The sequence below is a fragment of the Azovibrio sp. genome, assembly GCF_049658005.1.
Taxonomy (GTDB): domain Bacteria; phylum Pseudomonadota; class Gammaproteobacteria; order Burkholderiales; family Rhodocyclaceae; genus Azovibrio.
In genome coordinates this window covers 1-23,350 of record NZ_JBASOH010000119.1, presented here as the reverse complement: position 1 = coordinate 23,350, position 23,350 = coordinate 1, and the positions used below count along the sequence as shown (strand labels likewise).

Sequence of the window (23,350 nt, the reverse complement as noted above, 5' to 3'; positions counted from 1 at the left end):
AAACAAAGGATTGGCAACTTTTGATGGCCAACTTTTGCAAACCTCACCCGGCCGGATCCAGGCGCACAAATCCACGCCAGCCGACGCCCTGCTCAACCCGGTCATGGAACAGGGCCCCAGCCAGGAGGCTGAACGCCCAGGCCAAGGCCATGCCCAACAGCGCCCGTTCAGGCGTCAACGGCACGAAACGGGTGAAGGCCGCATTCACCACCAGGCAAACCGGGAAATGAACCAGGAATACTCCGTAAGCAATACGGGAAAGCCAGGCGATCAGCGGATGAGCGGCCCAGCGTTGCTGCAGGCCGCTGAACTGCACCATGGCCAGACTCGTCGCGACGATCAGGGCGACGGCAATGCGGCTGCGGAAGTCCAGAGCCAGCGCCAGGCAGGCCAGAGCCAGCGTCAGCACCCCCAGCCATCTGTTTCCGGCTTGCCTTGTGCACCACCAGGCCAGGGCGCCGAGTCCGTAGGACCCGAAAAAGTACAGGGCCAGGACATCCCAGTCGGCATCCCGGTTGAAATGAAACAGGGAGGCCAGCACCAGCGCCGTCACCAGGATCGGCCCGCGCCACCTGCCGGTTTGCCCCAGCCAGAGCAGCAGCACCAACAAGCTGTAAAGCTGAAAGTCGATCGCCACGTACCAGACCCCGGCGGAGAGCGCCTCGAAACCAAGCAGGTCATGCAACAGCAGCACATGGGCCAGGAACTGCCCCGGCCCCGGCGGCGCCGGGATGGAATCGTGCTCCATCCACTGGCTGGCCAGGGCAGAACCGGCCACGGCCAGCATCAGGGCGATCACATAGGGGCCGGCCAGGCGCAGGTAGCGCTGCGCGATCAGGGGCTGCAGCCGGCGACCCGGCTTCCAGACGCCATCGGGCGCAAGGCCACGGGCCGCCAGAAAGCCGCCCACCACGAGAAACACCTGCACCGCGATGCGGGCCTGCTGGCTTAGCCATGCCATCAGTTCGGGCAGCAGTTCTGCCGCCGAATCCGAAAGGGGGCCGTACAAGGCCAGGTGGTGCAACACCACCAGTTGCACCGCACCCGCCTTGAGCAGATCGACAAAGACCAGGCGCTGAGCGGGGCCGCTCATGCGGACGGCTGTACCCGGCTGGCGATATGAGCCAGGGCTTCTTCCACCTGATCCACCAGGATCAGGCAGATGTCCCCTTCACCCAGCCGCTCCAGGGCCCGGTCGATGGCCAGAAACTCGCCCCGCACCTCATCCACATGGGTGGTGCGGCTCGCCCCTTCCAGGCCCTGGCGCAGCAGGCTCAGCACCTCGCCATCGGCCCGGCCGCGCTGACACTGGTCCTGATAGAGAATCACATCGTCAAAGGCGGCGCCAAGGATCCGGGTCTGCTGGCGGATGTCCTCGTCACGCCGGTCCCCCGCCCCGCTGATGACCACCACCCGGCGCCGCGAAGGCAGGGTCGCGATGGCCTGCACCAGCGCCTGGATGGCATCCGGGTTGTGGCCGTAATCGGCGATCAGGGTAGCGCCTTTGTAGTCGAACAGGTTGAAACGGCCCGGCGCGGTGCTGGCATCGCTGACGAAACTCGAGAGCTGGCGGCGGATGGTGAGCCAGTCGAGGCCCAGGGCCCAGGCGGCGCCCACGGCAGCCAGGACGTTATCGACCTGGAAACCGATGCGGCCGCCCTGGGTGAGGGGCACCTGGGCCAGGGCCAGGCGCTGCTGCTCTTCGCCCCCGGCAAAGCAGACGATCTGGCCGTCGGCGACATAAAGCCCCCGCTTGCCTTGGGCGAGGTGGGTGGACAGCACCGGATGATGCGGGTCCTGGGCAAAGAAGGTGACGCCGCCCGGACAGTGTTCGGCCATCTTCGCCACCACCGGGTCGGTGGCATTGAGCACGGCCATGCCGTCCGGCGCCACGTTCTCGACGATGACCCGCTTCACCACGGCCAGGTCCTCGACGCTGTTGATGTAGGCCAGGCCGAGATGGTCGCCCTGGCCGATATTGGTGACCACGGCGACATTGCAGCGGTCAAAACCCAGCCCTTCGCGCAGCACGCCGCCCCGGGCGGTTTCCAGCACCGCGGCATCGACCTCCGGGTGCATGAGCACGTTGCGGGCGCTCCGTGGGCCGCTGCAGTCCCCGGTGTCGATGCGTTTATCCTGGATGTAAACCCCGTCGGTGGTGGTCATGCCGACGCGCAGCCCGTTGCCGGTGAGCAAATGGGAAATCAGGCGCACGGTGGTGGTCTTGCCGTTGGTGCCGGCCACGGCCACCACGGGAATGCGGCCATTGTTGCCGTCCTCGAACAAGAGGGAAATGATCGCCTCGCCCACGGGCCGGCCGCGCCCGAAGGAAGGTTGCAGATGCATGCGCAGGCCCGGCGCCGCATTCACTTCGACGATGCCGCCGCCCTGCTCTTCCAGCGGTTTCAGCACGGTCTGGCAGACCACATCCACGCCGCAGATGTCGAGCCCCACCATCTGGGCCGCATCCACGGCCCGGGCAGCGAGTTCGGGGTGCACATCGTCGGTGACATCGGTGGCGGCGCCCCCGGTCGACAGGTTGGCATTGTTACGGAGCGCCACGAGGGCGCCCTTGGGGGGCACGCTGTCGGCCTGGTAGCCCTGCTTTTCCAGGGTGGCGAGGGCGATGTCATCGAAGCGGATCTTGGTGAGCGCCGTGCCATGCCCTTCCCCCCGGCGCGGGTCGCTATTGACCTGATCGACCAGTTCGCGGATGGTATGCACGCCGTCGCCGATCACCTGGGGCGGATCGCGCCGGGCGGCGGCCACCATCTGTTTGCCCACCACCAGGAGGCGAAAATCCTGGCCCGGCAGGTAGCGTTCCACCAGCACCTTCGAGCTGATCCCGGCTGCCACGGCATAGGCGGCCAGCACTTCCGCGCGGCTGCCGAGATTCACCGCCACCCCCTTGCCCTGGTTGCCGTCCTGGGGCTTGACCACCACCGCCCCGCCGATTTCCTGGGCGGCGGCCCAGGCCTCTTCGGCATCCTGCACGGCCCGCCCCAGGGGCACGGGCACCCCGGCGGCCCGGAGCAGATCCTTGGTCAGATCCTTGTCCTGGGCGATGGCCTCGGCAATGGCGCTGGTCTGGTCGATCTCGGCCGCCTGGATGCGGCGCTGGCGGCTGCCCCAGCCGAACTGCACGAGGCTGCCGGAAGTCAGGCGGCGGCAGGGAATGTTGCGGACGATGGCGGCATGGACGATGGCGCCGGTGCTGGGCCCCAGGCGCTCGTCCTCGTCGAGTTCGCGCAGCTCGGCCAGGGCTTTTTCCAGATCGAAGGGCCTGTCAGCGAGGGCGGCCCGGCACAAGTCCTCGGCCAGGGCCAGGGCGCGGCGGCCCACGGCTTCCTCGGTGTATTCCACCACCACCTGATACACCCCGGGCTCCACGGTCTGGGTGGTGCGCCCGAAGGTCACCGGGCAGCCGGCGCTGACCTGCAGCCCCAGGGCGGACAGCTGCAGGGCGTGGGCCAGGGAATAGGTCTGGGCCGTGTCGGCCAGGGCAACCAGGCCGATCTCGGGAAAGCGGGCCCGCAGGCGGGTTTCGAATTGCGGATGATGACGGCTCAGTTGCCGCTCGCTTTCCTCACAGCTGACGATGGCCTCGATGGAGGTGTGCCGGCTCCAGAGATTGGGACCGCGCAGGGCGCGGATACGGGAAATTTCCATGACGGGAATCCTCGGGATATTCTTTTTTTTCGGATGATCAGGCCGCAGCAGGGAAGGTTTCCAGGCCGGCGCGGATCACGTCGGTGCCCAGACCCAGGGCCCAGGCAGCGGCCACGGCGGCCAGCAGGCTGTCGGCCATGTCGCTGGCCATGCCGCTGGCCATGCCGCCAGCCAGCCGATGGGGCTGCAGGCTGGCCATCTCCAGGAACGGGGTTGCGTGACCGGCCTCGGACAGCACCAGCTGGCCGGCGCGGATGAACACCGCCCGCCCCCCCTGGACGCCATGTTCGCGCAGCACCGGCAGCTCCCCGTCCCGGGCAAAGAAGATCACCTCGCCATCGGACAGACGGGCCATGTCGGCCACCTGGGCATCCGCCGCATTGAGCACGGCGGCGCCCCCTTCGAGCACGACGTCCACCTGGGTGCGCAGCACGTTGCAGATTTGCTCGGGCGTTTCTACGTAATGGTGGGAAAGATCGGCCATGGGAGCGCTGTTCAGGACGATGCCCACCTGGCAGCGGTCATAGGCCAGGCCCTCTTGCAGGATGGCATCGGCGCCGTTTTCGATCACGGCGGCCTGGACCTGGCGGTTCATCAGCACCCGGCGGGCCGCCTCCCACTGGACCTTGGCGGTCCGGGCTCCAGTTTCCACCTGGCGACGGTTGAGGAAGATGCCGTCGCTGCAGGCCATGCCGATGTACTGACCGGTGAGGTCGAGGATATGAGTCAGCAAGCGCGCCGTGGCGGTCTTGCCCCGGGCCCCGGTGATGCCCACCACGGGCACCCGGCCGCTGTCGCCATTGGGGAACAGCAGTTCGACGATGGCCTGGCCCACGGGCCGGGGCTTGCCCTCGGCGGGTTTCAAATGCATCAGGAGGCCGGGGCCGGCATTGACCTCGACGATCGCCCCCCCCTGGGCCTCCAGGGGCTGGGAAATGTCCTGCGCCACCAGGTCCACCCCGGCGATATCGAGACCCACGATGCGGGCGGCCAGGGCCACGGTGCGGGCCGTGTCCGGGTGCACCGCGTCGGTGCAGTCGATGGCCAGGTTGCCGATGCGCTGCACCACCACTTTCCGGCCTGCTGCCGGCACGTCATCGGGGGTGAAACCCTGGCGCTGGAGTTCCAGGCGCACGGCGGAATCGAGGCCGATGAAGTTGAGGGGATGCTCCTCGCTCCGGCCCCGGCGGGGGTCGGCATTGATCTGCAGGTCGATCAAGGCGCGGATGCTGTGCCGGCCATCCCCCACCACCTCGGCGATTTCGCCCCGGGTGGCGGCGACGACCTGGCTGCCCACCACCAGGAGCCGGTGTTCGCTGCCGGGAATGTAACGCTCGACGATGACATGGCTACCTTCTTCACTGGCGACCCGGTAGGCGGCCTCGATTTCTTCCCGGCTGTTCAGGTCGAGGAACACGCCCCGGCCGTGGTTGCCGTCATCGGGCTTGACCACCACCGGCAGGCCGATGTCCTCGGCCGCTTCCCAGGCAGCCTCGGGCGTGCTCACCAGTTGTCCCCCGGGGACCGGCAGGCCGCAGGACTGGAGCAGGGTCTTGGTGAGGTCCTTGTCGCGCGAAATGCTCTCGGCAATGGCGCTGGTGCGATCGGTTTCCGCCGTCCAGATGCGGCGCTGGCGGCAGCCGTAGCCGAGTTGCACCAGGTTGCCGTCGGTGATGCGGATGGCGGGAATGCCCCGGTCGTCGGCGGCATCGACGATGCAGCCGGTGCTCGGACCCAGGCAATGGGCATCGACCAGGTCCTTCAGGTGGTCGACGCAGGCCGCCACATCAAAGGGCTTGTCCTCGATCGCCGCCATCACCAGATCGCGGCCGTACTGGAGGGCGGCGCGGGTCACGTGCTCGTTCCAGGCCCGCACCACCACCTTGTAGACGCCCCGTTCGGAAACTTCCCGGGCCTTGCCGAAGCCGCCGGGCATGCCGGCCAGGTTCTGCAGTTCCAGGGTCACATGTTCGAGGATATGGCCGGGCCAGGTGCCTTCCTGGACCCGGCGCAGGAAACCGCCGCGTTCTTCATAGCTGCAGCGATGTTCGATCAGCGAGGGCAGCCAGGCCGACAGACGCTCGTAGAAACCGGGAATCTTGCTGGAGGGAAAATCCTCCAGTTCGCCAATATCCACCAGGGCCTCCAGGACCGGGCGGTAGGTCCAGACATTGGGACCACGCAGATACTGGATGCGGCGAAATTCGATGCTTTTATGGGTCATGTCGTCGTGAGGTTTCAGCAGTGCCATGTTGCCGAGCATATCGGTGCCGAAATAAACGCGCCACCCCGCGCCCGGTTTACCCACCCTGGAAATAATTGTTGTCCACCCTCCGGATGGACGCCCCGGAGAGGACGCCCCGGAGACCCCGGATGATGCATTTGGCATGAAAAGGAGCGCAAGACAAACCCGGTCCGAAGTGCTAGATTGCGAAAAAAAACCGGGAGAGAAGATGAATACAGACCGCCGGACCCTCCTGGCAGGATTGGCAGGATTGGCAGGATTGGCCGTTCTGCCGCTGCTGCTTGCCGGAGCCCAGGCCGATACCGGCAGCCGCCTCACGCTGGGCATCATGCCCTTCAACAGCGCTCTGGCCCTGATCAAGACCCACCAGCCCCTGCGCCAATTCCTGGAAGCACAACTCGGTACCGCCATCGATGTCCATACGACCTCCGACTATACTTCCTTCCTGCGCGAATCCCTGGCCGGACGCTACGACCTGCTGATCACCGGCCCCCATTTCGCGGTGATGTCGGTGGAAAAGGGCTATGTGCCCCTGGTCCGTTACCGGGCCACCCTGCAGCCCATCTTCGTGATCCGCCCGGGGAGCGGCATCGAGGCCGCCAGGGACCTGCGCGGCCGGGTCGTCGCCTTGTCCAGCCTGTTTTCCGTCTCCTCCATCGGCGGCATGAAATGGCTGGCGGACAAGGGCATGCAGGCCGGGCGCGACTACCGCATCCGCGAATATCCCACCCATGGCGCCGCCATCGCCGCGGTGGCGGTGGGTGAGGCCGATGCCGCCCTGACCACCTACACCCCCCTGCAGCAGATTCCTGCCGACGTGCGCAACAAGGTGGTGGAGCTGCCCTCGGAAATCCGCATGCCCCATCTGATGACTCTCGCCCACCGCCGCCTCGGCGACCCGCGCATCGCCGCGATCCGGAAGGCCCTCTGGAACTTTGCCGAAAGCCCGGAAGGCCAGCGTTTCTTCCAGGATACCGGCTACCAGGGCTATGAGCCGGTCAGTCATGCCGATCTCGAGGCCCTGACGCCCTATGTCGCCATCGTGCGCCAGCAGATGCGCCTCGAAACCCGATGAAACAGGATGGCATGAGCGCCGTCCCCTTTTTCCGCTCCCTGCGTTCCCGCCTCCTCTTTGCTGCCCTCGTTGTCGAACTCCTGGCCCTGGCCGGCATGTTGTTCAGCGGCCTGCTGCGCATGGAGGAGGAACTCGGCCGCCAGTTGCAGCAGCATGTGGTTTCCCTCGAACGAGCCTATCAGACCGCCATTTCGGTGCCGCTGGTGGCCCGCGACTATGCCACCCTGCGCGACATTCTCGATGGCTGGCGCCAGACCGACGAACTGCATTACATCGCGGTGAGCGACCTCCAGGGCCGGATCCTCGCCGCCTCCGGCATCGCTGCCGGCCAGACCCTGCCGGAGCCCCAGGCCAGCGTCCCCTGGGGGCAGACCCTGCACGTGCGCTTTCCGGTCAGCTACCTCGGCCAGACCTATGGCAAAGTGCAGCTCGGCCTTTCGACCGAATTCATTGCCGCCGCCCGCAGCCGCCAGATCTGGCAGGGCCTGAGCGTGGCCCTGGCGGGCATCCTGCTCACGGCCCTCATGCTCCTTGTCAGCAGCCTGTGGCTGACCCGCCACCTGCGCACCCTGGCCGAAGCGGCGAGCCGGGTTGCCGAAGGCGACTACCAGGTGCATGTGGACATCCCCACCCAGGATGAAATCGGCCTTCTGGCCCGCAGTTTCAACGCCATGACCAGCGCCGTGGAAACCCGGGTGGAGGAACTGGCCCACCAGGCCGGCCACGACCCCCTCACCGGGCTGCACAACCGCCGCGCCTTCGAGGCCTATCTCGAGGAAGCCCTGCGCCTGTGCCGCAACCAGCCCCTGTATGTGCTCTATCTCGACCTGGACCAGTTCAAGGCCGTCAACGATAGCTGCGGCCACGCCGCCGGGGACCGCCTGCTGCAGAACCTGGCCCAGGTCATGAGCGAGCGCTTCGACGCCGATTTCGTGGCCCGCCTGGGGGGCGACGAGTTCGGCCTCGTCCTCCTCAACCAGACCCAGGAAGAGGCCCGCCAGAGCGCCCAGCGGATGACCGAGGAGATCCGCACCCTGCCCTTCATCTGGGAAGACAAGTCTTTCCAGCTAGGCGCCAGCATCGGCCTCGTTCAGGCCTCGCCCCAGATCAACACGGTGACCAGCCTGCTGATTGCCGCCGATACCGCCTGCTATGCCGCCAAGGAGCATGGCCGCAACCGGGTGGAAGTCTATGCGCCGGGCGATGACTATTTCCGCCAGCGCCAGCAGGAACTCATATCCCTGACCGGCATCACCGCCGCCCTGCAGGAAGATCGCTTCGTGCTCTACCATCAGCGTATCAGCAGCCTGGATGGCCGCAGCGCCGATCACGCCGAAATCCTGATCCGCATGCGCGGCCAGGATGATCACATCGTGCCTCCCGGCGAATTCATCCCGGCCGCCGAACGCTACAATCTGATGCCCTTCATCGACCGCTGGGTCATCGACCATGCCCTGGCCCGCATCCGGGCCCGGCTCGATGCGGGAGATTTACCCTTTCACCATCTCAACATCAACCTTTCCGGCGGCAGCCTGGCCGAGGAGGAACTGCGCCACTTCATCGCCGAGCGCATCACCCATTACCGCATCGACCCCCGCCTGATCTGCTTCGAGATCACCGAAAGCCAGGCCATCGGCAATCTGGCCGGCGCCCTGGCCCTCATCGACGATGCCCACCGCATGGGCGCCACCATGGCCCTGGACGACTTCGGCAGCGGCCTGTCCTCCTTCGGCTACCTGAAGCGCTTCCATGTGGATTACCTGAAGATCGACGGCCAGTTCGTGCACAATCTGCTGCAGGACCCCATCGACCGGGCCACGGTGGAAGCCATCGTCGGCCTGGCCCGCGCCCATCGGCTGAAAACCGTGGCCGAATACGTGGCCGTGCCGGAACTCCTGCCCATCCTGCGCAAACTGGGCGTGGACTACGCCCAGGGCTATGCCCTGCACCAGCCGGAACCCTTCTGAGCCCCGGCCCGGCAAATAAACCCCGGGCCCTGGTCAACCTGGGGCCCCATCGCCAGTTAACCCTGGCATCCGGCATTTTACGGATAATGCCGCCCCCGGTTTCCCCCCAGGGCGCCCTGCCGCCCTCCCTTGCTGATGCAACCCATGCCCTTTGACGATCTGCGCAAGCGTCTCGAATCCCTGCTGAGTCCGGAAGAAAGCGTTCTGGCCAGCATGACCCTCGACCTCGATGAAAACCTGCATTTCACCCCCGGCCTGCTGCTGCTCAGCGCCCGGCGGCTGCTGAGCCAATGCGGCACCGGCCCGATCCGGGAATGGACCTGCCAGCCCGGCCTCGCCCTGCGGCGCCGGGACCATGCCGGGGTGGTGACCCTGGAACTCATGGATGCCCATGGCCGGCTGGCCTTCTGGCATTACACCCTGGGGCAGGACATGCAGGCCCGGCGGCTGATGGATGCCTTCGCCGCCCGCATCCACGAACTGACGACCGGCCAGGCTCCCGAGGCGCCGGAAGAAATTCTCTGCGAACATTGCCACAACCCCATGGTGCCCGGCCAGGAAGAGTGCCCGACCTGCGCCAAGGCCCTGCTGCAGCCCCCCTCCACCTGGACCCTGCTGCGCCTCTGGCGCTTTGCCAAACCCTATCAGGGGCGGCTCCTGGCCGGTTTCCTGCTGACGCTGGCGGCCACCGCCTTTACCCTGGTGCCCCCCTACCTGACCATGCCGCTCATGGACGAGGTGCTGATTCCCTACCAGAACGGCCAGCCCATCGACCAGGACAAGGTGACCCTCTACCTGGGCGGACTCCTGCTAGCCGCACTCATGGCCTGGGCCCTGGGCTGGGCCAAGACCTACATCCTGGCCCTGGTTTCGGAACGCATCGGCGCCGACCTGCGCACCACCACCTACGAACACCTGCAGGGCCTCTCCCTCGAATACTTCGGCGGCAAGCGCACCGGCGACCTGATGACCCGGATCGGCAGCGAGTCGGACCGGATCTGCGTCTTCTTGTCGCTGCACCTGCTCGATTTCGCCACCGACGTGCTGATGATCGCCATGACCGCGGCCATCCTGATCTCCATCAACCCCTGGCTGGCCGTGGTGACGCTGTTGCCCCTGCCCTTCATCGCCTGGATGATCCACTTCGTGCGCGACAAGCTGCGGCACGGCTTCGAGCAGGCCGACCGGGTCTGGGCCGAGGTCACGAGCGTGCTGGCCGATACCATCCCCGGCATCCGGGTGGTCAAGGCCTTTGCCCAGGAAAAGCGCGAGGTCGCCCGCTTCCGGGAAGCCAACCGGCGCAACCTGACGGTCAATGACCGGGTCAATTTCATCTGGTCCCTGTTTACCCCCACCGTCACCCTGCTGACCGAAGTCGGGCTTTTGATCGTCTGGGGCTTTGGCATCTGGCTGGTGGCCCACGATCAAATCACCGTCGGCGTGCTGGCCGCCTTCCTCGCCTACATCGGCCGCTTCTATACCCGGCTCGATTCCATGAGCCGCATCGTCTCGGTGACCCAGAAGGCCGCCTCCGCCGCAAAGCGCATCTTCGACATTCTCGACCATGTCTCCAGCGTCCCCGAACCCACCCGGCCCCAGCACCTGGAGCGGGTCGAAGGCCATATCAGCATCGAGCGGGTGGGCTTTCGCTACGGCAGCCGCACCGTGCTGCGCGGCGTGGACCTGGACATCCGCCCCGGCGAGATGATCGGCCTGGTGGGCCATTCGGGTTCCGGCAAGAGCACCCTGGTGAACCTGATCTGCCGCTTCCATGACGTGACCGAGGGAAGCATCCGTATCGACGGGGTGGACATCCGCAGCCTGCCCGTGGCCGAGTACAGGAAGCACATCGGTCTCGTGCTGCAAGAGCCCTTCTTGTTCTTTGGCACCATCGCCGAGAACATCGCCTATGGCCGCCCCGACGCCAGCCGGGAAGAAATCGTCGCCGCCGCCCGGGCCGCCCACGCCCACGAATTCATCCTGCGCCTGCCGCACGGCTACGACTCGCTGGTGGGCGAACGGGGCCAGGCCCTCTCCGGCGGCGAGCGCCAGCGCATCTCGATTGCCCGGGCCCTGCTGATCGACCCGAAGATCCTGATCATGGACGAGGCCACCTCCGCCGTGGATACGGAAACCGAACTGGAAATCCAGGCCGCCCTGGACAACCTGATCCAGGGCCGCACCACCATCGCCATCGCCCACCGCCTCTCCACCCTGAGAAAGGCCGACCGGCTGGTGGTCATGGACCGGGGCCAGATCGTGGAGATCGGCAATCACGACGAACTGATGGCGCGCAAAGACCACTATTACCGCCTCTACCAGGCCCAGACCAAGCAGCTGGACGAAGTGCTGGGCGCAGTATCGGACCCGGCGCCCGCCGAAGCCTGAGGACCCCCCACCATGAAGACCCTGCAACTGGAACGCAACGCCTTCGGCCAGCTGGTGTTCACCGACGCGGCTGGCCAGCGCCACACGGGCGTGGTGCCCGTGCGCGCCTTCGCCATCACCGCCCCCGACCAGGGCCTGGCCCTGATGAGCCCGGAAGGCCACGAACTACTCTGGATCGACACCCTGGCGGCACTGCCGGAAACCATGGCCCGGCTCCTGCAAGAAGAACTGGAACAGCGGGAATTCATGCCGGAAATCCGCGCCATCCGCCACGTCAGCAGCTTCGCCACGCCCAGCACCTGGGAAGTGGACACCGACCGGGGCCCCACCCGGCTGGTGTTGAAAGGTGAAGAAGACATCCGCCGCCTGGGGGGAAGCGCCCTGATCATCGCCGACCACCACGGTCTCCAGTACCTGATCCGCGACCGCCAGGCCCTGGATCGCCAGAGCCGTAAATTCCTGATGCGCTTCCTGTAAGCGCCGCCCAGGCTGCCAGGGGCTGGCCCGCCCTGCTATCATTTGCCCCCAAGCGCCCCCGGAGCGGGCCGCAACGCATTCTGGAGTTCCCATGTTGAAGATTTACGGCATCAAGAACTGCGACACCATGAAGAAGGCCATGCGCTGGCTGGACGAACAGGGCATCGCCTACGAATTCATCGACTACAAGAAGCCCGGCGTGGCCGCAAGCCAGCTGCCCGACTGGATGGCAAGGAGCGACTGGAAGATCCTGCTCAACACCCGGGGCCTGATGTGGAAGAAGCTCACGGAGGCGGAGCGGGCCGACGTGGACGCCGCCAAGGCCCAGGCCCTGATGGCCCGCTATCCGGCCCTGATCAAACGCCCGGTGCTCGATACGGGCAAGACCCTGCTCGTGGGTTTCGACCCGGAACAATACGCCAGGGAGCTGCCGTGAGCCCGGATTCCGTCACCCGTTTCCTGTTCGAGGGCCTCGATATCCGCGGCGCCCTGGTGCACCTCGGCCCCTGCTGGCAGAGTCTGCAAAAGGGCCGGGGCTACGGCCCCGTGGAAGCCCGGCTGCTGGGCGAGATGGCCGCCGTCACCGTGCTCATCGCCGCCCAGCTGAAGCAGCCGGGCCGGCTCACCTTCCAGCTGCGCGGCGAAGGCCCCATTTCCCTGCTGATCATGGACTGCGACGAACAGCTGCGCCTGCGCGGCATGGCCCGGGCCGCGCCGGGTCTGACCCCGGCCCCGGTACCGCAGCTGCTGGGTGCCGACAAGGGCGGCCAGCTGATGCTCAACCTCGATTTCCCCACGGCCCGGCATCCCTACCAGAGCTTCGTGCCTTTGGTAGGGGATTCCATCGCCAGCATCTTCGAACACTACCTGGAGCAGTCCGAACAGCTGCCCGCCCGCCTGTTCCTGGCCGCCAGCGGCCAGGCTGCCTGCTGCCTCTTTCTGCAGAAAATGCCCGGTGCCGATGCCCTCGACCCAGACGGCTGGACGCGGATCAGCCACCTGGCCGCCACGATGAAACAGGATGAACTGCTGGAACTGGACGCAGCCACTCTGCTGAGCCGTCTGTTTCACGAGGAAATCCTCCAGGGCGAACAGGACGGCAGCAAGGGAGTGCGGCTCTATGATCCCCGTCCGGTCACCCACCACTGCCCGGAGGATCGGGAAAAGGTGGAAAACATGCTGCTTGCCCTGGGCCGCGAGGAAGCCGAGGCCATCCTGGCCGAGCATGGGGAAATCCTGGTGAAGGACGACATCTGCAACCGGGAGTACCACTTCACGCCCGAAGAGATAGCCGCCCTGTTTGCCAAGAAGCCCCTGCACTGACAGGGACAGCCCCGGCTCCCAGCCCGGGTTTCAGGCCAGGAAGCCGAAACCGACGAGCCCCAGGCAGCCGACTCCCATACCAATCAGCCAGAAGATGCTGGAACGGTAGGCCCGCTCCACGAATTCGACTTCCTTGGCAGGGACTTCGATGATTCCGATCAAGCCCATTTCCAGGGCATCAGGGCGGTTGGCAAGAGTTCCGTTCTGCGGCTCCGTGTCGTAGCTTTTCATGGGACCTCCTAGTTTTGACCCACAACAAATCCACCGGGTCCGAAGGCAGATTATCAGTAACGGGAATGACAGGACAATGACCGGAAAATGTGGTTTGGCTTAATTTTTTGCTATGAGGATAGCGTCAAAGGTGTCGGGCGGATGGCGAGTGATCCTTGTCGTGAAAATCTTCTTGCAGGGTTTGCAGCGCAGCTGAAAGGGGCGCATGGGAGCCTGATGAAAGCAATCGCATGATCCGCGCTGGTTTTCACGCGCTGGTTTTCACGCGCTGATCTTCAGTGCTTGGCTAGACTAGACTGAGCGCATTGTTTTTGGAGCATGCCATGCAAGCCGTCAATATGTTGCAAGCCAAGTCCTCGCTGTCCCGTTTGGTGGACGCTATCGAGCAGGGCCAGGAGCGCGAAATCGTCATTGCCCGCAATGGGCGCCCGGCAGCCAGACTGGTTCCGATGGATACGGTGCCGACAGCTCAGCGTAGCGGTGTCGCCAAGGGGAAGTTCGAGGTGCTGGACACCATCGACGCCCATGACGAGGAAGTGGCACGCTTCTTCATGGGTGGGGAGCAAGCTTGAACCTGTTGCTGGACACCCATGTTGCCCTATGGGCGATCACGGACAGCCCGAAGCTGCCGTACACGGGAACGGATTCTGTCTCCGAAGACGACCGTCTGGATTAGCGCCGCAAGCGTGTGGGAGATTGCCATCAAGTACGCCCTTGGCCGGGGGAACATGCCCGTCTCTAGCCAGGATGCCGTGCGCTATTTTGGCGAATCCGGCGATCGTTTCCTGGCAATCGAGACCGAACATGCGCTCGCCGTTGAAGAACTCGCTGCGCACCAGCAAGACCCGTTTGACCGCATCCTCGTGGCCCAAGCGCTTGTCGAGCCGATCCGGCTGATGCCCCATGATCCCTTGGTGGCACTCTACAGCGACACGATCATCAAGATGTTGAAAAAGGCCGCAAGGGCTCTGCAAGCCGTTACAGGACCTTGCCCGGATTCATGAGGCCCGCCGGGTCGAGGGCGTTCTTGATGGCCTGCATGGCCGCCATCTCCACGGCGGACTTGTAGCGCCGGATCTCCTCCCGCTTCAACTGCCCCAGGCCATGTTCGGCGGAAATGCTGCCGCCCAGTGCATGCACGAGGTCATGGACGATGCGGTTGGCTTCGGCCTGGCGTTCGAGCAGGGCGCGGTTGGCGGCGGCATCGGCCATCGACAGGTTGAAGTGCAGGTTGCCATCCCCCAGATGCCCGAAGGCTACATGGCGTATGCCGGGAAACGCCTGCTGCAGCGGCTGGGCGACCTGCTCCAGGAAGGCGGCGATGGCGGAGATGGGTAGGGCGAGGTCGTGCTTGATGCTGGGGCCTTGTTGCTTCTGGGCCTCGGAAATAGTTTCCCGGATGCGCCAGAGCCCCTGGCGCTGGCTGTCCGACTGGGCAAGCACGGCGCCGGTCAGCTCGCCCGCCTCGCAGCCTGCCGCCAGAAAGGCTTCCACCCTGGCTTGCAGATCGGCGGCTGGATCGCTCTCCCCCAGCTCGCAGAGCACATGCCAGGGAGCATCGGGGAGCTTAGGAATGCCGCCGATGTGGCGCCGCACCAGGGCGAGGGAGAGCGGGCAGACCAGCTCGAAGGCCGTCAGATGGGCATCGAAACGCTGCTGAAAGCGGTTCAACAGCGTGACGGCGGCGGCCGGGGAGGCCACGCCCAGCCAGCCGGTGACCCGGATGCTGGGCGGGGGAAAGAGTCTTAGCACGGCGGCCGTGATGATGCCCAGGGTGCCTTCGGCGCCGATGAGGAGCTGCCGGAGGTCATAGCCGGTATTGTTCTTTCTCAGGGCCTGGAGGCCCTCCCAGCACTCGCCATTGGGCAGCACCGCCTCGATACCCAGGACGAGCTCCCGGGTAGTGCCGTAGCGCAACACCTGCACCCCGCCCGCATTGGTGGAGAGGTTGCCGCCGATCTGGCAGCTACCTTCCGAAGCCAGGGAAAGCGGAAACAACAAGCCCGCCTGCTGCGCCGCCTCCTGGACCTGGGCCAGGGTGCAGCCGGCTTCGGCGATCAGGGAGTGATTGCCGGCATCCAGGCTGCGGATGCGGTTCAGCCGCCCGAGCTGGATGAGCAGGGCGCGGCCGGAAGTATCGGGGGTGGCGCCGCCGCACAGGCCGGTGTTGCCGCCCTGGGGCACCATCGGCACTCCTGCTGCGCCACAGGCCCGGACCAGGGCCTGGACTTCCGCCGTGCTGCCGGGCCTGGCGAGGCCCAGGGCGCGGCCCTTGTAGCGGCCGCGCCAGTCGGTGAGCCAGGGGTCGAGATCGGCCGGGTCGGTGCAAAGATGTCCGGGGCCGACGATGGCGGCGAGCCGCTCCAGGAAGCGGGAAGTCTCAGAGGGCTTCGGCGTAGAGGTCATGCTCATCCGCATCCACGATCCGGACCTCGATGAAATCGCCGGGTTCGGCATCAAAAAAGCCATCCACATACACGAGGCCGTCGATCTCGGGCGCATCGCCCGGCGTGCGCGCCATGACGCCCTCTTCGTCCCGTGCATCGACCAGCACCGTCATTTCCCGGCCGATCTTCGCGGCAAGTTTGTCGGCGCTGATGTCCTCCTGCAATTCCATCAGGCGGCGGCGGCGGTCTTCCCGGACTTCCTCGGCGGGCAGGCCGGGAATTTCATTGGCGGCGGCCCCCGCCACCGGCGAGTAGGCAAAGGCGCCGACCCGGTCCAGCTGGGCTTCCACGAGGAAATCGAGGAGTTCCTGGAACTCTGCTTCGGTCTCGCCGGGAAAACCGGTGATGAAGGTCGAGCGGATGGTGATGTCCGGGCAGATCTCGCGCCAGCGGCGAAGGCGCGCCAGGGTGTTCTCGGTCGCCGCCGGCCGCTTCATGGCCTTGAGGATGCGCGGGCTGGCATGCTGGAAGGGGACATCGAGATAAGGCAGCAGCTTGCCTTCGGCCATCAGGGGAATCAGCTCATCCACGGCAGGATAGGGATAGACGTAATGGAGCCGCACCCAGATGCCCAAAGTCGCCAGGGCTTCGCAGAGTTCCTTCAGGCGGGTCTTGACGGGCCTGCCGCCCCAAAAGCCGGTGCGGTACTTGAGATCGACGCCATAGGCGCTGGTATCCTGGGAGATCAGCAGCAATTCCTTGACCCCGGCCTCGGCCAGCTTCCTGGCCTCCTCCAGCACATCCCCCACCGGGCGGGACACCAGGGGGCCGCGCAGGGAGGGAATGATGCAGAAGGTGCAGTCGTGATTACAGCCTTCGGAAATCTTCAGATAGGCGAAGTGGTCCGGCGTGAGGCGGATGCCCTGGGGCGGCACCAGGGAGGTGAAGGGATCGTGGCGGGGCGGCAGATGCTGGTGCACGGCTGCCATCACCGCCTCGGTGGCATGCGGGCCGGTCACCGCCAGCACCTGGGGATGGGCCTCCAGCACCACATTTTCCCGGGCGCCCAGGCAGCCGGTGACGATCACCTTGCCGTTTTCGGCCAGGGCCTCGCCGATGGCATCGAGGGATTCGGCCACGGCCGCATCGATGAAGCCGCAGGTGTTGACCACCACCAGGTCGGCATCCTCGTAGGAAGGAGCGATCAGGTAGCCCTCGGCCCTGAGACGGGTGAGAATCTGCTCCGCGTCGGAAGAAGCTTTCGGGCAGCCCAGGGAGACCATCCCTACACGTTTGGATTGAGACATGGCAAAAAAAGCAAATGAACGAGCCGGGAGTATACCGCCTGCCGCCCCCAGGACACGCCGCCGCCGCCTTCGAGGCGGCGCCTCCTCCTTGCCGCGCCCAGTCACGCCCCTTTTCCGGGCCCGCATGGCAGAGGGAAATCCCGAGGCATCACGGCGGCGCAACGACGGCGCGAAAAATATCGCCATCGGGACAGATCCGGCCCGACGGGTTCAGCCCGACGGCTCCGGCCCGACGGCTCCACTTCGATCCCCGCCCTCCTGGCAACATGAAAGCGTAACCGAGACGCTCTAGATTCCGAGGTTTTACCGAGCAAAGGAGCTCTGCGTGCACGACAAACTCCCCATGACCAAGCGCGAGTTCCAGAGCGCTGACGATACCGGCCACAACTTTAGCGCCGGCCCCAGCTTTGCCGACATCCTGGAAGCCCGCATGAGCCGCCGCAGCCTGCTCAAGGGCAGCCTCGGCCTCTTGAGCACCGCCTTCTTCGTCCCTGGCCTCGCCCGCGGCAAGGATGCCGACCGCCCCGACCCGCCCCCGCCGTTCACCTTGCGCTTCAATCCCGTCGCCAAGAGCCTGGCCGACAGGGTCGTGGTTCCCGCCGGCTATACCGCCACGCCCCTCTACCGCCTGGGCGACCCCATCAACTCCAGCACGCCCGCCTACGCCAACGACGGCACCGATACAGCCGCCAGCTTCCAGTACCGCTGCGGCGACCACAATGACGGCATGAGCTACTTCGGTCTCGACCGCGCCGGCAAGGGCTGGGATGCGGGCAATTCCGAGCGCGGCATCCTCTGCATCAACCACGAGAACATCACCCGCATCTTCCTGCACACCCCGGCCGAAGTGGCCGCCTACAACGTCAGCGCCCGGGTTGCCGCCGAGGTGGACAAGGAAGTCCATGCCCACGGGGTGTCCGTCATCGAAATCCAGAAGCAATCCGGGGCGTTCGCACTGCATACCGCCTCCAGCTTCAACCGCCGCATCACGGCCGCCACGCCCTGTGGCCTCCATGGTCCCGCCCGCGGCCATGCCCAGATGGTCACCGCCTACTCCCCCGACGGCACCCAGACCCGGGGCACGCTCAACAACTGCGCCAACGGCGACACCCCCTGGGGCACCTACCTGAGCTGCGAGGAAAACTGGGCCGGCTATTTCAAGAGCGGCGTTGCCACCCACACCGCCCAGGAACAGCTGGCCATGCAGCGTTACGGCATCACCAGCAGCAACGGCAGCTACGGCTGGGCCAACGCCACTCCCGCCGGCGACCTCCATGAGCGCTGGAATGCCAGCGTCACCCATGCCAGCGCCAACCTGGACTACCGCAACATCCCCAACACCTTCGGCTGGGTGGTCGAGGTGGATCCCTTCAATCCCTCCGCAGCACCGCGTAAGCGCACCGCCCTGGGGCGCATGGGCCACGAGAGCTGCAACTGTGCCAAGGTCACCGCCGGTAAGCCCCTGGTGTTCTACATGGGCGACGATGCCCAGAACGAGTACATCTACAAGTATGTCTCCGCCGCCAACTGGGACCCGGCCGACACCAGCAAGGGCCTGGCTGCCGGGGACAAGTACCTGGATCACGGCAGCCTCTATGTGGCCCGCTTCAACGCCGACGGCAGCGGCAACTGGCTGAAGCTGGACATCACCGAGGCCGCCATCGCCGGCTACGCCACCTACCGCTTCAGCGACCAGGCCGATGTGCTGATCCACTGCCGCCTGGCGGCCGACGCCCTGGGCGCCACCAAGATGGATCGTCCCGAATGGGCCGGCATCCACCCGGTCAATGGCGATGTCTATGTGACCCTGACCAACAACGCCAGCCGCGGCTCCGCCGGCAAGGGCCTGGACGCGGCCAACCCCCGCTATTACCAGGACAGCAAGGGCGGCAAGGCGCCCAGCAAGGGCAACGTCAATGGCCACATCGTGCGCTGGCGCGAAAACGGCAGCGACCCCACCGCCCTGAGCTTCGTCTGGGACGTGTACCTGTTCGGGGCCCAGGCCAAGGCCGATGCCGCCAACGTGAACTATGACGAAGCCTTCTACCAGGCCCACATCAACCTCTCCGACCTGACCGACGACAACGACTTCTCCAGCCCTGACGGACTCTGGTTCAGTCGCAAGACTCCGGGCCTGATGTGGCTGCAGACCGACGATGGCGCCTACACGGACGTGAGTAACTGCATGCTCCTGGCCGCCCTCCCCGGCACGGTCGGCGATGGCGGCGCCGTCACGGTGACCAGCAAGGGGGTCCCCGCCCATGGCGACGCGGATCAGAACGTCAGCACCTACGTCGGCAAGGCGCCCGGCGACCAGCTAAAGCGCTTCCTGGTCGGCCCCAAGGGCTGCGAGCTCACCGGCATCACCGAAACGCCGGACGGCAAGGCCCTGTTCGTGAACATCCAGCACCCGGGTGAAAACACTGCCGCCGCCGACATCGCTACTCCGGCCCATTACGAGAGCCACTACCCGGATGGCGGCACGGCCCGGCCCCGCTCCACCACGCTGGTGATTACCCGTAACGACGGCGGCCCGGTCGGCGTCTAGTCTTTCCCCGCCTTACCCCTGCCGCCCATTCCCGCGAGGGGATGGGCTTTTTACGGGCCGCGGCGCTGCCGAACCGAGCCGGGCCGGTCTTACGGCTTGTCGTCTCCGGCAGGAGGGTGGGGGGGAACGCCAGTGAATATGTTGCGGGTCTGGCTCTGGATCTGGTCCTGCATCTGCTGGAACATCTTCTTGCTCTGGTCCATGTAGGCGGACATCATGCTTTGCATGGCCGGCTGCTGGAAATTGAGGAACTGGGCCCAGAAATCGGTCTGCATCTGGGGGTTCTCGCCATACAGGGAACGGGGTTGATCCTGCAGCTTCTGCTGGAACTCCACGAAAATCTTGATGTTGTTTTCCAGGTACTTGCCCAGCATGCCCTGCATGGCATTGCCGTAGAAACGGATCATCTGGCCCAGCAGTTCGGTGGAGAAAATGGGCACGCCGCCGGTTTCCTCTTCCTGGATGATCTGCAACAGGATGCTGCGGGTCAGGTCTTCCTGAGTCTTGGCATCCAGCACTTTGAAATTCTCGAACTTCAGTACCAGTTCCTTGATGTCGGCAAGGGTGATGTAGGCGCTGGTCTTGGTGTCATAGAGGCGGCGATTGGGATACTTCTTGATCAGCCGGACCGGTTCTATCATGGAATATTCCTGGAGGGTTTTTGTGTGCAGCGCAGCATTATAAATGAAAAAAGCGGGCCCCGGAGAGCCCGCCATCACCTTGCGAGGCAACAGGCTTACTGGTAGTACAGGCCGCCGTTGATGTTCAGGGTGGCGCCGGTGGTGAAGCCGGACAGGTCGGAAGACAGGAAGGCACAGGCAAAACCGATTTCCTCGGGCTTGGCCAGGCGCTTCATGGGCACGGAATCAATGATGGTTTGCAGGATTTCAGGCTTGATGGCCATGACCATCTTGGTCGCCACATAGCCGGGGGCAATGGCATTGACGGTCACGCCCTTGGCGGCCAGTTCCTGCGCCAGGGCCTTGGTGAAACCGATGACGCCGGCCTTGGCGGCCGAGTAGTTGGTCTGACCGGCCTGACCCTTGACCCCATTGACGGAGGAGATGTTGATGATGCGGCCCCAGCCACGCTCGGCCATCTTGGCGGAAACTTGCTTGGTGACGTTGAACAGGCTGGTCAGGTTGGTGGAGATGACGGCATCCCACTGTTCCTTTTCCATCTTGGCGAACATCTTGTCGCGGGTGATGCCGGCGTTGTTGACCAGGATGTCGATGGGGCCGGCCTTGGCTTCGGCCTCGGCCACCATGGCCTGGACGGAGGCCAGATCGGCGACGTCGCCTGCCACGGGAATGAAATCCTTGAAGCCGGCAGCTTCCATTTCCTTCAGCCACTCATCCTTGTTATCAAATTGAGGATGATAGGCAGCAACCACCTTGTGGCCAGCCTTGGCCAGTTCCTGACAAATGGCGGTACCGAGACCACCCATTGCACCAGTTACGAGAGCTACACGTTGGGTCATAGACTTTCCTTCCTTTGTTGATTGAGTTACTGCAACGACAAACTAACAGAGAAGGCACCGTTCTGCTTCAGAACTGTGCCAGCCTCCGTTCATGGAAATACTGGCGCCCGTGCATTGGCATTCGTGACAAAGGCCGCCTCATCAAAATATTGTCTCACCTGAGGATGACACGCAAAAGAAACCGCCTCACTCGATTCAAGCTGGATTCAATCTCGATTCAATCTAGACTCAAGCTGGACTCAAAAGCTGGACTCAATCTGGACTCAAGCTGGAATCAAACCACTCTTTCCTTTACATAACGTCCGGGTGCGGCCTCGATGGCCTTGTATCTGGCATTGCCCGGTTTCTTGGGCGCCGCCTTTTCTCCCGCCCCATGTTCCTTGATCCACAGCGCCCAGTCGTTCCACCAGCTGCCCTTCTGTTCCTGGGCGGCGCCCAGCCAGGACTCGGAATCCATTTTCACTTCGTCATGAATCCAGTAGCTGCGCCTGTTCTTGGATGCCGGATTGATGACCCCGGCAATGTGGCCGGAAGCCCCCAGTACGAAACGGGTCCGGCCCGAGAGCAAACGGGTGCTCTGATAAGCAGAATGCCAGGGAACGATGTGATCTTCCCGGGCGGCAAACAGGTAGGTGGGCATTTCCAGCTTGCTCAGGTCGACCTTGACGCCGCACATTTCCAGCTTGCCCGGAATGCGCAGGCTGTTGTCGTGGTAGAGGTTGCGCATGTACCAGCAGGCAAAGGGCCCGGGCAGGTTGGTGGAATCGGAATTCCAGTAGAGCAGATCGAAAGCCTGGGGCTTCTGGCCCTTGAGATAGTTGTTGGCGACGTAATTCCAGATCAGGTCGTTGGGCCGCAAGGCCGAGAAGGTATTCTGCAGTTCCCGGGCCTGGAGCAGGCCGCCCTTGCCGATGGCGGCCTCCCGGGCGGCCAGGAACTGCTCGTCGATGAACAGACCGATCTCGCCGGTATCGGAATAGTCGAGCAAGGTGGTGAGCAGCGTCAGCGAAGCGGCTGGCTGTTCGCCCCGGGCGGCCAGCACGGCCAGGGCCGAAGCCAGCAGCGTACCGCCGACGCAAAAACCCAGGGTGTTGATTTCCTTCTGGCGGCTGATGTCCTGCACCACCCGGATGGCGGTAATGGGACCTTGCTCCAGATAGTCGTCCCAGCCCAGGTGGCCCTGCTCGGCGCCGGGATTGCACCAGGACACCAGGAACACCGTATGGCCCTGCTCCACCATGAAGCGGATCAGGGAATTTTCCGGTTGCAGGTCCATGATGTAGAACTTGTTGATGCAGGGCGGCACCACCAGCAAGGGGCGCTTGGCCACCTTGGCGGTCAGGGGCTCGTACTGGATCAGCTGCATCAGCTCGTTTTCAAAGATCACCGCGCCCTGGGTGGTGGCGATGTTCTTGCCGACCTCGAAGACCGATTCGTCGGTCATGGAAATACGGCCTTTTTCCAGGTCGGCGAGCAGGTTGTTGATGCCGTCGGTGATGCTCTTGCCCTTGGTTTCCACCGCCAGCCTGACGAATTCAGGGTTGGTGGCGGCAAAGTTGGAGGGGGCCAGTGCATCCACGTACTGACGGGCGGCAAAGCGCAGCTTTTCCCGGGCCCGCTCATCTTCCAGCGGCACCTTTTCCACCAGTTCCTTCAGGTAGCGGGCGTTGAGCAGATAGCTCTGGCGGATGTAATCGTAAATGGGGCTTTCGGACCACTCGGGGGCCGAGAAACGGCGGTCGCCGGCTTCGGGCGCCACCTGGAATTCGGGTTGTCCCCCCTGGCTGCGGGCCAGCATGGCCTGCCAGAGCTTTGCCTGCTGGGCCATGAATTCCTGCTGCAGGGATTTCAGCGCCTCTGCCTGCGGTGGGAGCTGCACCGCTGGGGGCGTGAAGCCGCCATCCCGGGGCATCTGGTTGAGAAAGGCCATGAAGCCCTGGGCCATGGATTGACCGGCCTGAAAAAATTGCTGAAACATCGGATGGACCGCGTCGTTACTTCCCTCTGCCTTCGACATATACGACTCCTGTGGGCAATTGGCATCAAACTCCAGAGCCTGCCGATTCTCCCTGTCAGCCATGAGACTGTCAATTCGCAGCGGCAATGATGGATTACGGGACGGCCGCGGCGTATCCGTCAAGCACCTGTTGCACCGCCGCTTCAATCCCCAGATGATCGGTATCAAGCAAGACGGCGTCGGGCGCCTGGCGCAGGGGGGCGACCGGCCGCTGGCTGTCGCGCGCGTCGCGGGCC

General features: G+C 64.8%; 19 protein-coding genes. 9 read left to right on the top strand and 10 right to left on the bottom strand.

From position 1 onward, the window contains the following. Positions 1-43: 43 nt before the first annotated feature. The 3 genes from WBH99_RS11125 to cphA (WBH99_RS11115) are packed head-to-tail and all read right to left on the bottom strand — an operon-like array spanning position 44 to position 5,920. A complete protein-coding gene (locus tag WBH99_RS11125; RefSeq protein WP_424220159.1) occupies positions 44-1,093 on the bottom strand; it encodes an acyltransferase family protein in 1,050 nt (349 codons plus the stop codon). Next, on the bottom strand, positions 1,090-3,669 hold the full coding sequence (gene cphA / locus WBH99_RS11120) for a cyanophycin synthetase (protein WP_424220158.1): 2,580 nt from the start codon (positions 3,667-3,669) through the stop codon (positions 1,090-1,092). The genes WBH99_RS11125 and cphA (WBH99_RS11120) overlap by 4 nt, the downstream gene beginning before the upstream one ends. A 37-nt stretch (positions 3,670-3,706) precedes the next feature. Next, entirely contained in the window at positions 3,707-5,920 is a 2,214-nt protein-coding gene (gene cphA / locus WBH99_RS11115; RefSeq protein WP_424220157.1) for a cyanophycin synthetase, read from the bottom strand. Positions 5,921-6,122: 202 nt separating this feature from the next. On the opposite strand from cphA (WBH99_RS11115), the gene WBH99_RS11110 reads away from it, so the two are divergent. The 6 genes from WBH99_RS11110 to WBH99_RS11085 all read left to right on the top strand — a co-directional run bounded on the left by WBH99_RS11110 (position 6,123) and on the right by WBH99_RS11085 (position 13,144). Beyond that, positions 6,123-6,989, top strand: coding sequence for a phosphate/phosphite/phosphonate ABC transporter substrate-binding protein (locus tag WBH99_RS11110; RefSeq protein WP_424220156.1), 867 nt, complete (start codon positions 6,123-6,125; stop codon positions 6,987-6,989). An 11-nt stretch (positions 6,990-7,000) separates the two neighbouring features. Next, on the top strand, positions 7,001-8,956 hold the full coding sequence (locus tag WBH99_RS11105; protein ID WP_424220154.1) for a putative bifunctional diguanylate cyclase/phosphodiesterase: 1,956 nt from the start codon (positions 7,001-7,003) through the stop codon (positions 8,954-8,956). A 144-nt stretch (positions 8,957-9,100) separates the two neighbouring features. Beyond that, a complete protein-coding gene (locus tag WBH99_RS11100) occupies positions 9,101-11,344 on the top strand; it encodes an ABC transporter ATP-binding protein (protein ID WP_424220153.1) in 2,244 nt (747 codons plus the stop codon). A 12-nt stretch (positions 11,345-11,356) separates the two neighbouring features. After that, on the top strand, positions 11,357-11,821 hold the full coding sequence (locus WBH99_RS11095) for a DUF1854 domain-containing protein (RefSeq protein WP_424220152.1): 465 nt from the start codon (positions 11,357-11,359) through the stop codon (positions 11,819-11,821). A 91-nt stretch (positions 11,822-11,912) separates the two neighbouring features. Further along, positions 11,913-12,257 (top strand): ArsC family reductase, encoded by a 345-nt coding sequence (locus WBH99_RS11090; protein ID WP_424220151.1) that lies wholly within the window; start codon positions 11,913-11,915, stop codon positions 12,255-12,257. Then, the gene (locus WBH99_RS11085; protein ID WP_424220150.1) at positions 12,254-13,144 is read left to right on the top strand and encodes an Hsp33 family molecular chaperone HslO; all 891 of its coding nucleotides are present in this window, start codon (positions 12,254-12,256) and stop codon (positions 13,142-13,144) included. The genes WBH99_RS11090 and WBH99_RS11085 overlap by 4 nt, the downstream gene beginning before the upstream one ends. Before the next feature lie 30 nt (positions 13,145-13,174). Here WBH99_RS11085 and WBH99_RS11080 read toward each other — a convergent pair whose 3' ends face one another. Then, positions 13,175-13,375: a hypothetical protein gene (locus tag WBH99_RS11080; RefSeq protein WP_424220149.1), complete on the bottom strand. Its 201-nt coding sequence runs from the start codon at positions 13,373-13,375 to the stop codon at positions 13,175-13,177. A 323-nt stretch (positions 13,376-13,698) separates the two neighbouring features. Here WBH99_RS11080 and WBH99_RS11075 point away from each other — a divergent pair, with 323 nt between their 5' ends. Together WBH99_RS11075 and WBH99_RS11070 are read left to right on the top strand one after the other, a co-directional pair. Next, the gene (locus WBH99_RS11075) at positions 13,699-13,947 is read left to right on the top strand and encodes a type II toxin-antitoxin system Phd/YefM family antitoxin (RefSeq protein WP_424220148.1); all 249 of its coding nucleotides are present in this window, start codon (positions 13,699-13,701) and stop codon (positions 13,945-13,947) included. Between the two features lie 114 nt (positions 13,948-14,061). Further along, the gene (locus tag WBH99_RS11070) at positions 14,062-14,379 is read left to right on the top strand and encodes a type II toxin-antitoxin system VapC family toxin (RefSeq protein WP_424220147.1); all 318 of its coding nucleotides are present in this window, start codon (positions 14,062-14,064) and stop codon (positions 14,377-14,379) included. On the opposite strand, the gene WBH99_RS11065 is transcribed toward WBH99_RS11070, so the two are convergent. Beyond that, positions 14,354-15,781, bottom strand: coding sequence for an FAD-binding oxidoreductase (locus WBH99_RS11065; protein ID WP_424220146.1), 1,428 nt, complete (start codon positions 15,779-15,781; stop codon positions 14,354-14,356). The two genes, WBH99_RS11070 and WBH99_RS11065, sit on opposite strands and share 26 nt — an antisense overlap. Next, entirely contained in the window at positions 15,756-17,069 is a 1,314-nt protein-coding gene (rimO, locus tag WBH99_RS11060; protein WP_424220145.1) for a 30S ribosomal protein S12 methylthiotransferase RimO, read from the bottom strand. Before rimO ends, WBH99_RS11065 begins: the two co-directional genes overlap by 26 nt. Positions 17,070-17,394: 325 nt before the next feature. Between rimO and WBH99_RS11055 the strand changes: the two genes are divergently transcribed. Further along, complete coding sequence (locus WBH99_RS11055; protein WP_424220144.1) at positions 17,395-19,617, top strand: PhoX family protein; 2,223 nt, start codon at positions 17,395-17,397, stop codon at positions 19,615-19,617. Positions 19,618-19,706: 89 nt separating this feature from the next. Here the strand turns inward: WBH99_RS11055 and phaR are convergent, their stop codons facing one another. The 4 genes from phaR to WBH99_RS11035 all read right to left on the bottom strand — a co-directional run. Further along, a complete protein-coding gene (gene phaR / locus WBH99_RS11050) occupies positions 19,707-20,258 on the bottom strand; it encodes a polyhydroxyalkanoate synthesis repressor PhaR (RefSeq protein ID WP_424220143.1) in 552 nt (183 codons plus the stop codon). Between the two features lie 95 nt (positions 20,259-20,353). Continuing rightward, positions 20,354-21,097 carry a beta-ketoacyl-ACP reductase gene (locus WBH99_RS11045; RefSeq protein WP_424220142.1) on the bottom strand — a complete coding sequence of 248 codons (744 nt, stop codon included), beginning with the start codon at positions 21,095-21,097 and terminating at the stop codon, positions 20,354-20,356. 274 nt (positions 21,098-21,371) lie between these two features. Then, entirely contained in the window at positions 21,372-23,114 is a 1,743-nt protein-coding gene (phaC, locus tag WBH99_RS11040; RefSeq protein WP_424220141.1) for a class I poly(R)-hydroxyalkanoic acid synthase, read from the bottom strand. Positions 23,115-23,208: 94 nt separating this feature from the next. Then, a partial coding sequence (locus tag WBH99_RS11035) for a (d)CMP kinase (protein ID WP_424220186.1) occupies positions 23,209-23,350 on the bottom strand: 142 nt, incomplete at its 5' end.

What these genes read in the sequence shown, in the direction of transcription:
- WBH99_RS11095 (WP_424220152.1), top strand. Translation starts at nt 11,357, where the DNA reads ATGAAGACCCTGCAACTGGAACGCAACGCCTTCGGCCAGCTGGTGTTC.
- WBH99_RS11125 (WP_424220159.1), bottom strand. Translation starts at nt 1,093, where the DNA reads ATGAGCGGCCCCGCTCAGCGCCTGGTCTTTGTCGATCTGCTCAAGGCG.
- WBH99_RS11080 (WP_424220149.1), bottom strand. Translation starts at nt 13,375, where the DNA reads ATGAAAAGCTACGACACGGAGCCGCAGAACGGAACTCTTGCCAACCGC.
- WBH99_RS11075 (WP_424220148.1), top strand. Translation starts at nt 13,699, where the DNA reads ATGCAAGCCGTCAATATGTTGCAAGCCAAGTCCTCGCTGTCCCGTTTG.
- rimO (WP_424220145.1), bottom strand. Translation starts at nt 17,069, where the DNA reads ATGTCTCAATCCAAACGTGTAGGGATGGTCTCCCTGGGCTGCCCGAAA.
- WBH99_RS11045 (WP_424220142.1), bottom strand. Translation starts at nt 21,097, where the DNA reads ATGACCCAACGTGTAGCTCTCGTAACTGGTGCAATGGGTGGTCTCGGT.
- WBH99_RS11090 (WP_424220151.1), top strand. Translation starts at nt 11,913, where the DNA reads ATGTTGAAGATTTACGGCATCAAGAACTGCGACACCATGAAGAAGGCC.
- phaC (WP_424220141.1), bottom strand. Translation starts at nt 23,114, where the DNA reads ATGTCGAAGGCAGAGGGAAGTAACGACGCGGTCCATCCGATGTTTCAG.
- cphA (WP_424220157.1), bottom strand. Translation starts at nt 5,920, where the DNA reads ATGGCACTGCTGAAACCTCACGACGACATGACCCATAAAAGCATCGAA.
- WBH99_RS11100 (WP_424220153.1), top strand. Translation starts at nt 9,101, where the DNA reads ATGCCCTTTGACGATCTGCGCAAGCGTCTCGAATCCCTGCTGAGTCCG.
- phaR (WP_424220143.1), bottom strand. Translation starts at nt 20,258, where the DNA reads ATGATAGAACCGGTCCGGCTGATCAAGAAGTATCCCAATCGCCGCCTC.
- WBH99_RS11065 (WP_424220146.1), bottom strand. Translation starts at nt 15,781, where the DNA reads ATGACCTCTACGCCGAAGCCCTCTGAGACTTCCCGCTTCCTGGAGCGG.
- cphA (WP_424220158.1), bottom strand. Translation starts at nt 3,669, where the DNA reads ATGGAAATTTCCCGTATCCGCGCCCTGCGCGGTCCCAATCTCTGGAGC.
- WBH99_RS11110 (WP_424220156.1), top strand. Translation starts at nt 6,123, where the DNA reads ATGAATACAGACCGCCGGACCCTCCTGGCAGGATTGGCAGGATTGGCA.
- WBH99_RS11105 (WP_424220154.1), top strand. Translation starts at nt 7,001, where the DNA reads ATGAGCGCCGTCCCCTTTTTCCGCTCCCTGCGTTCCCGCCTCCTCTTT.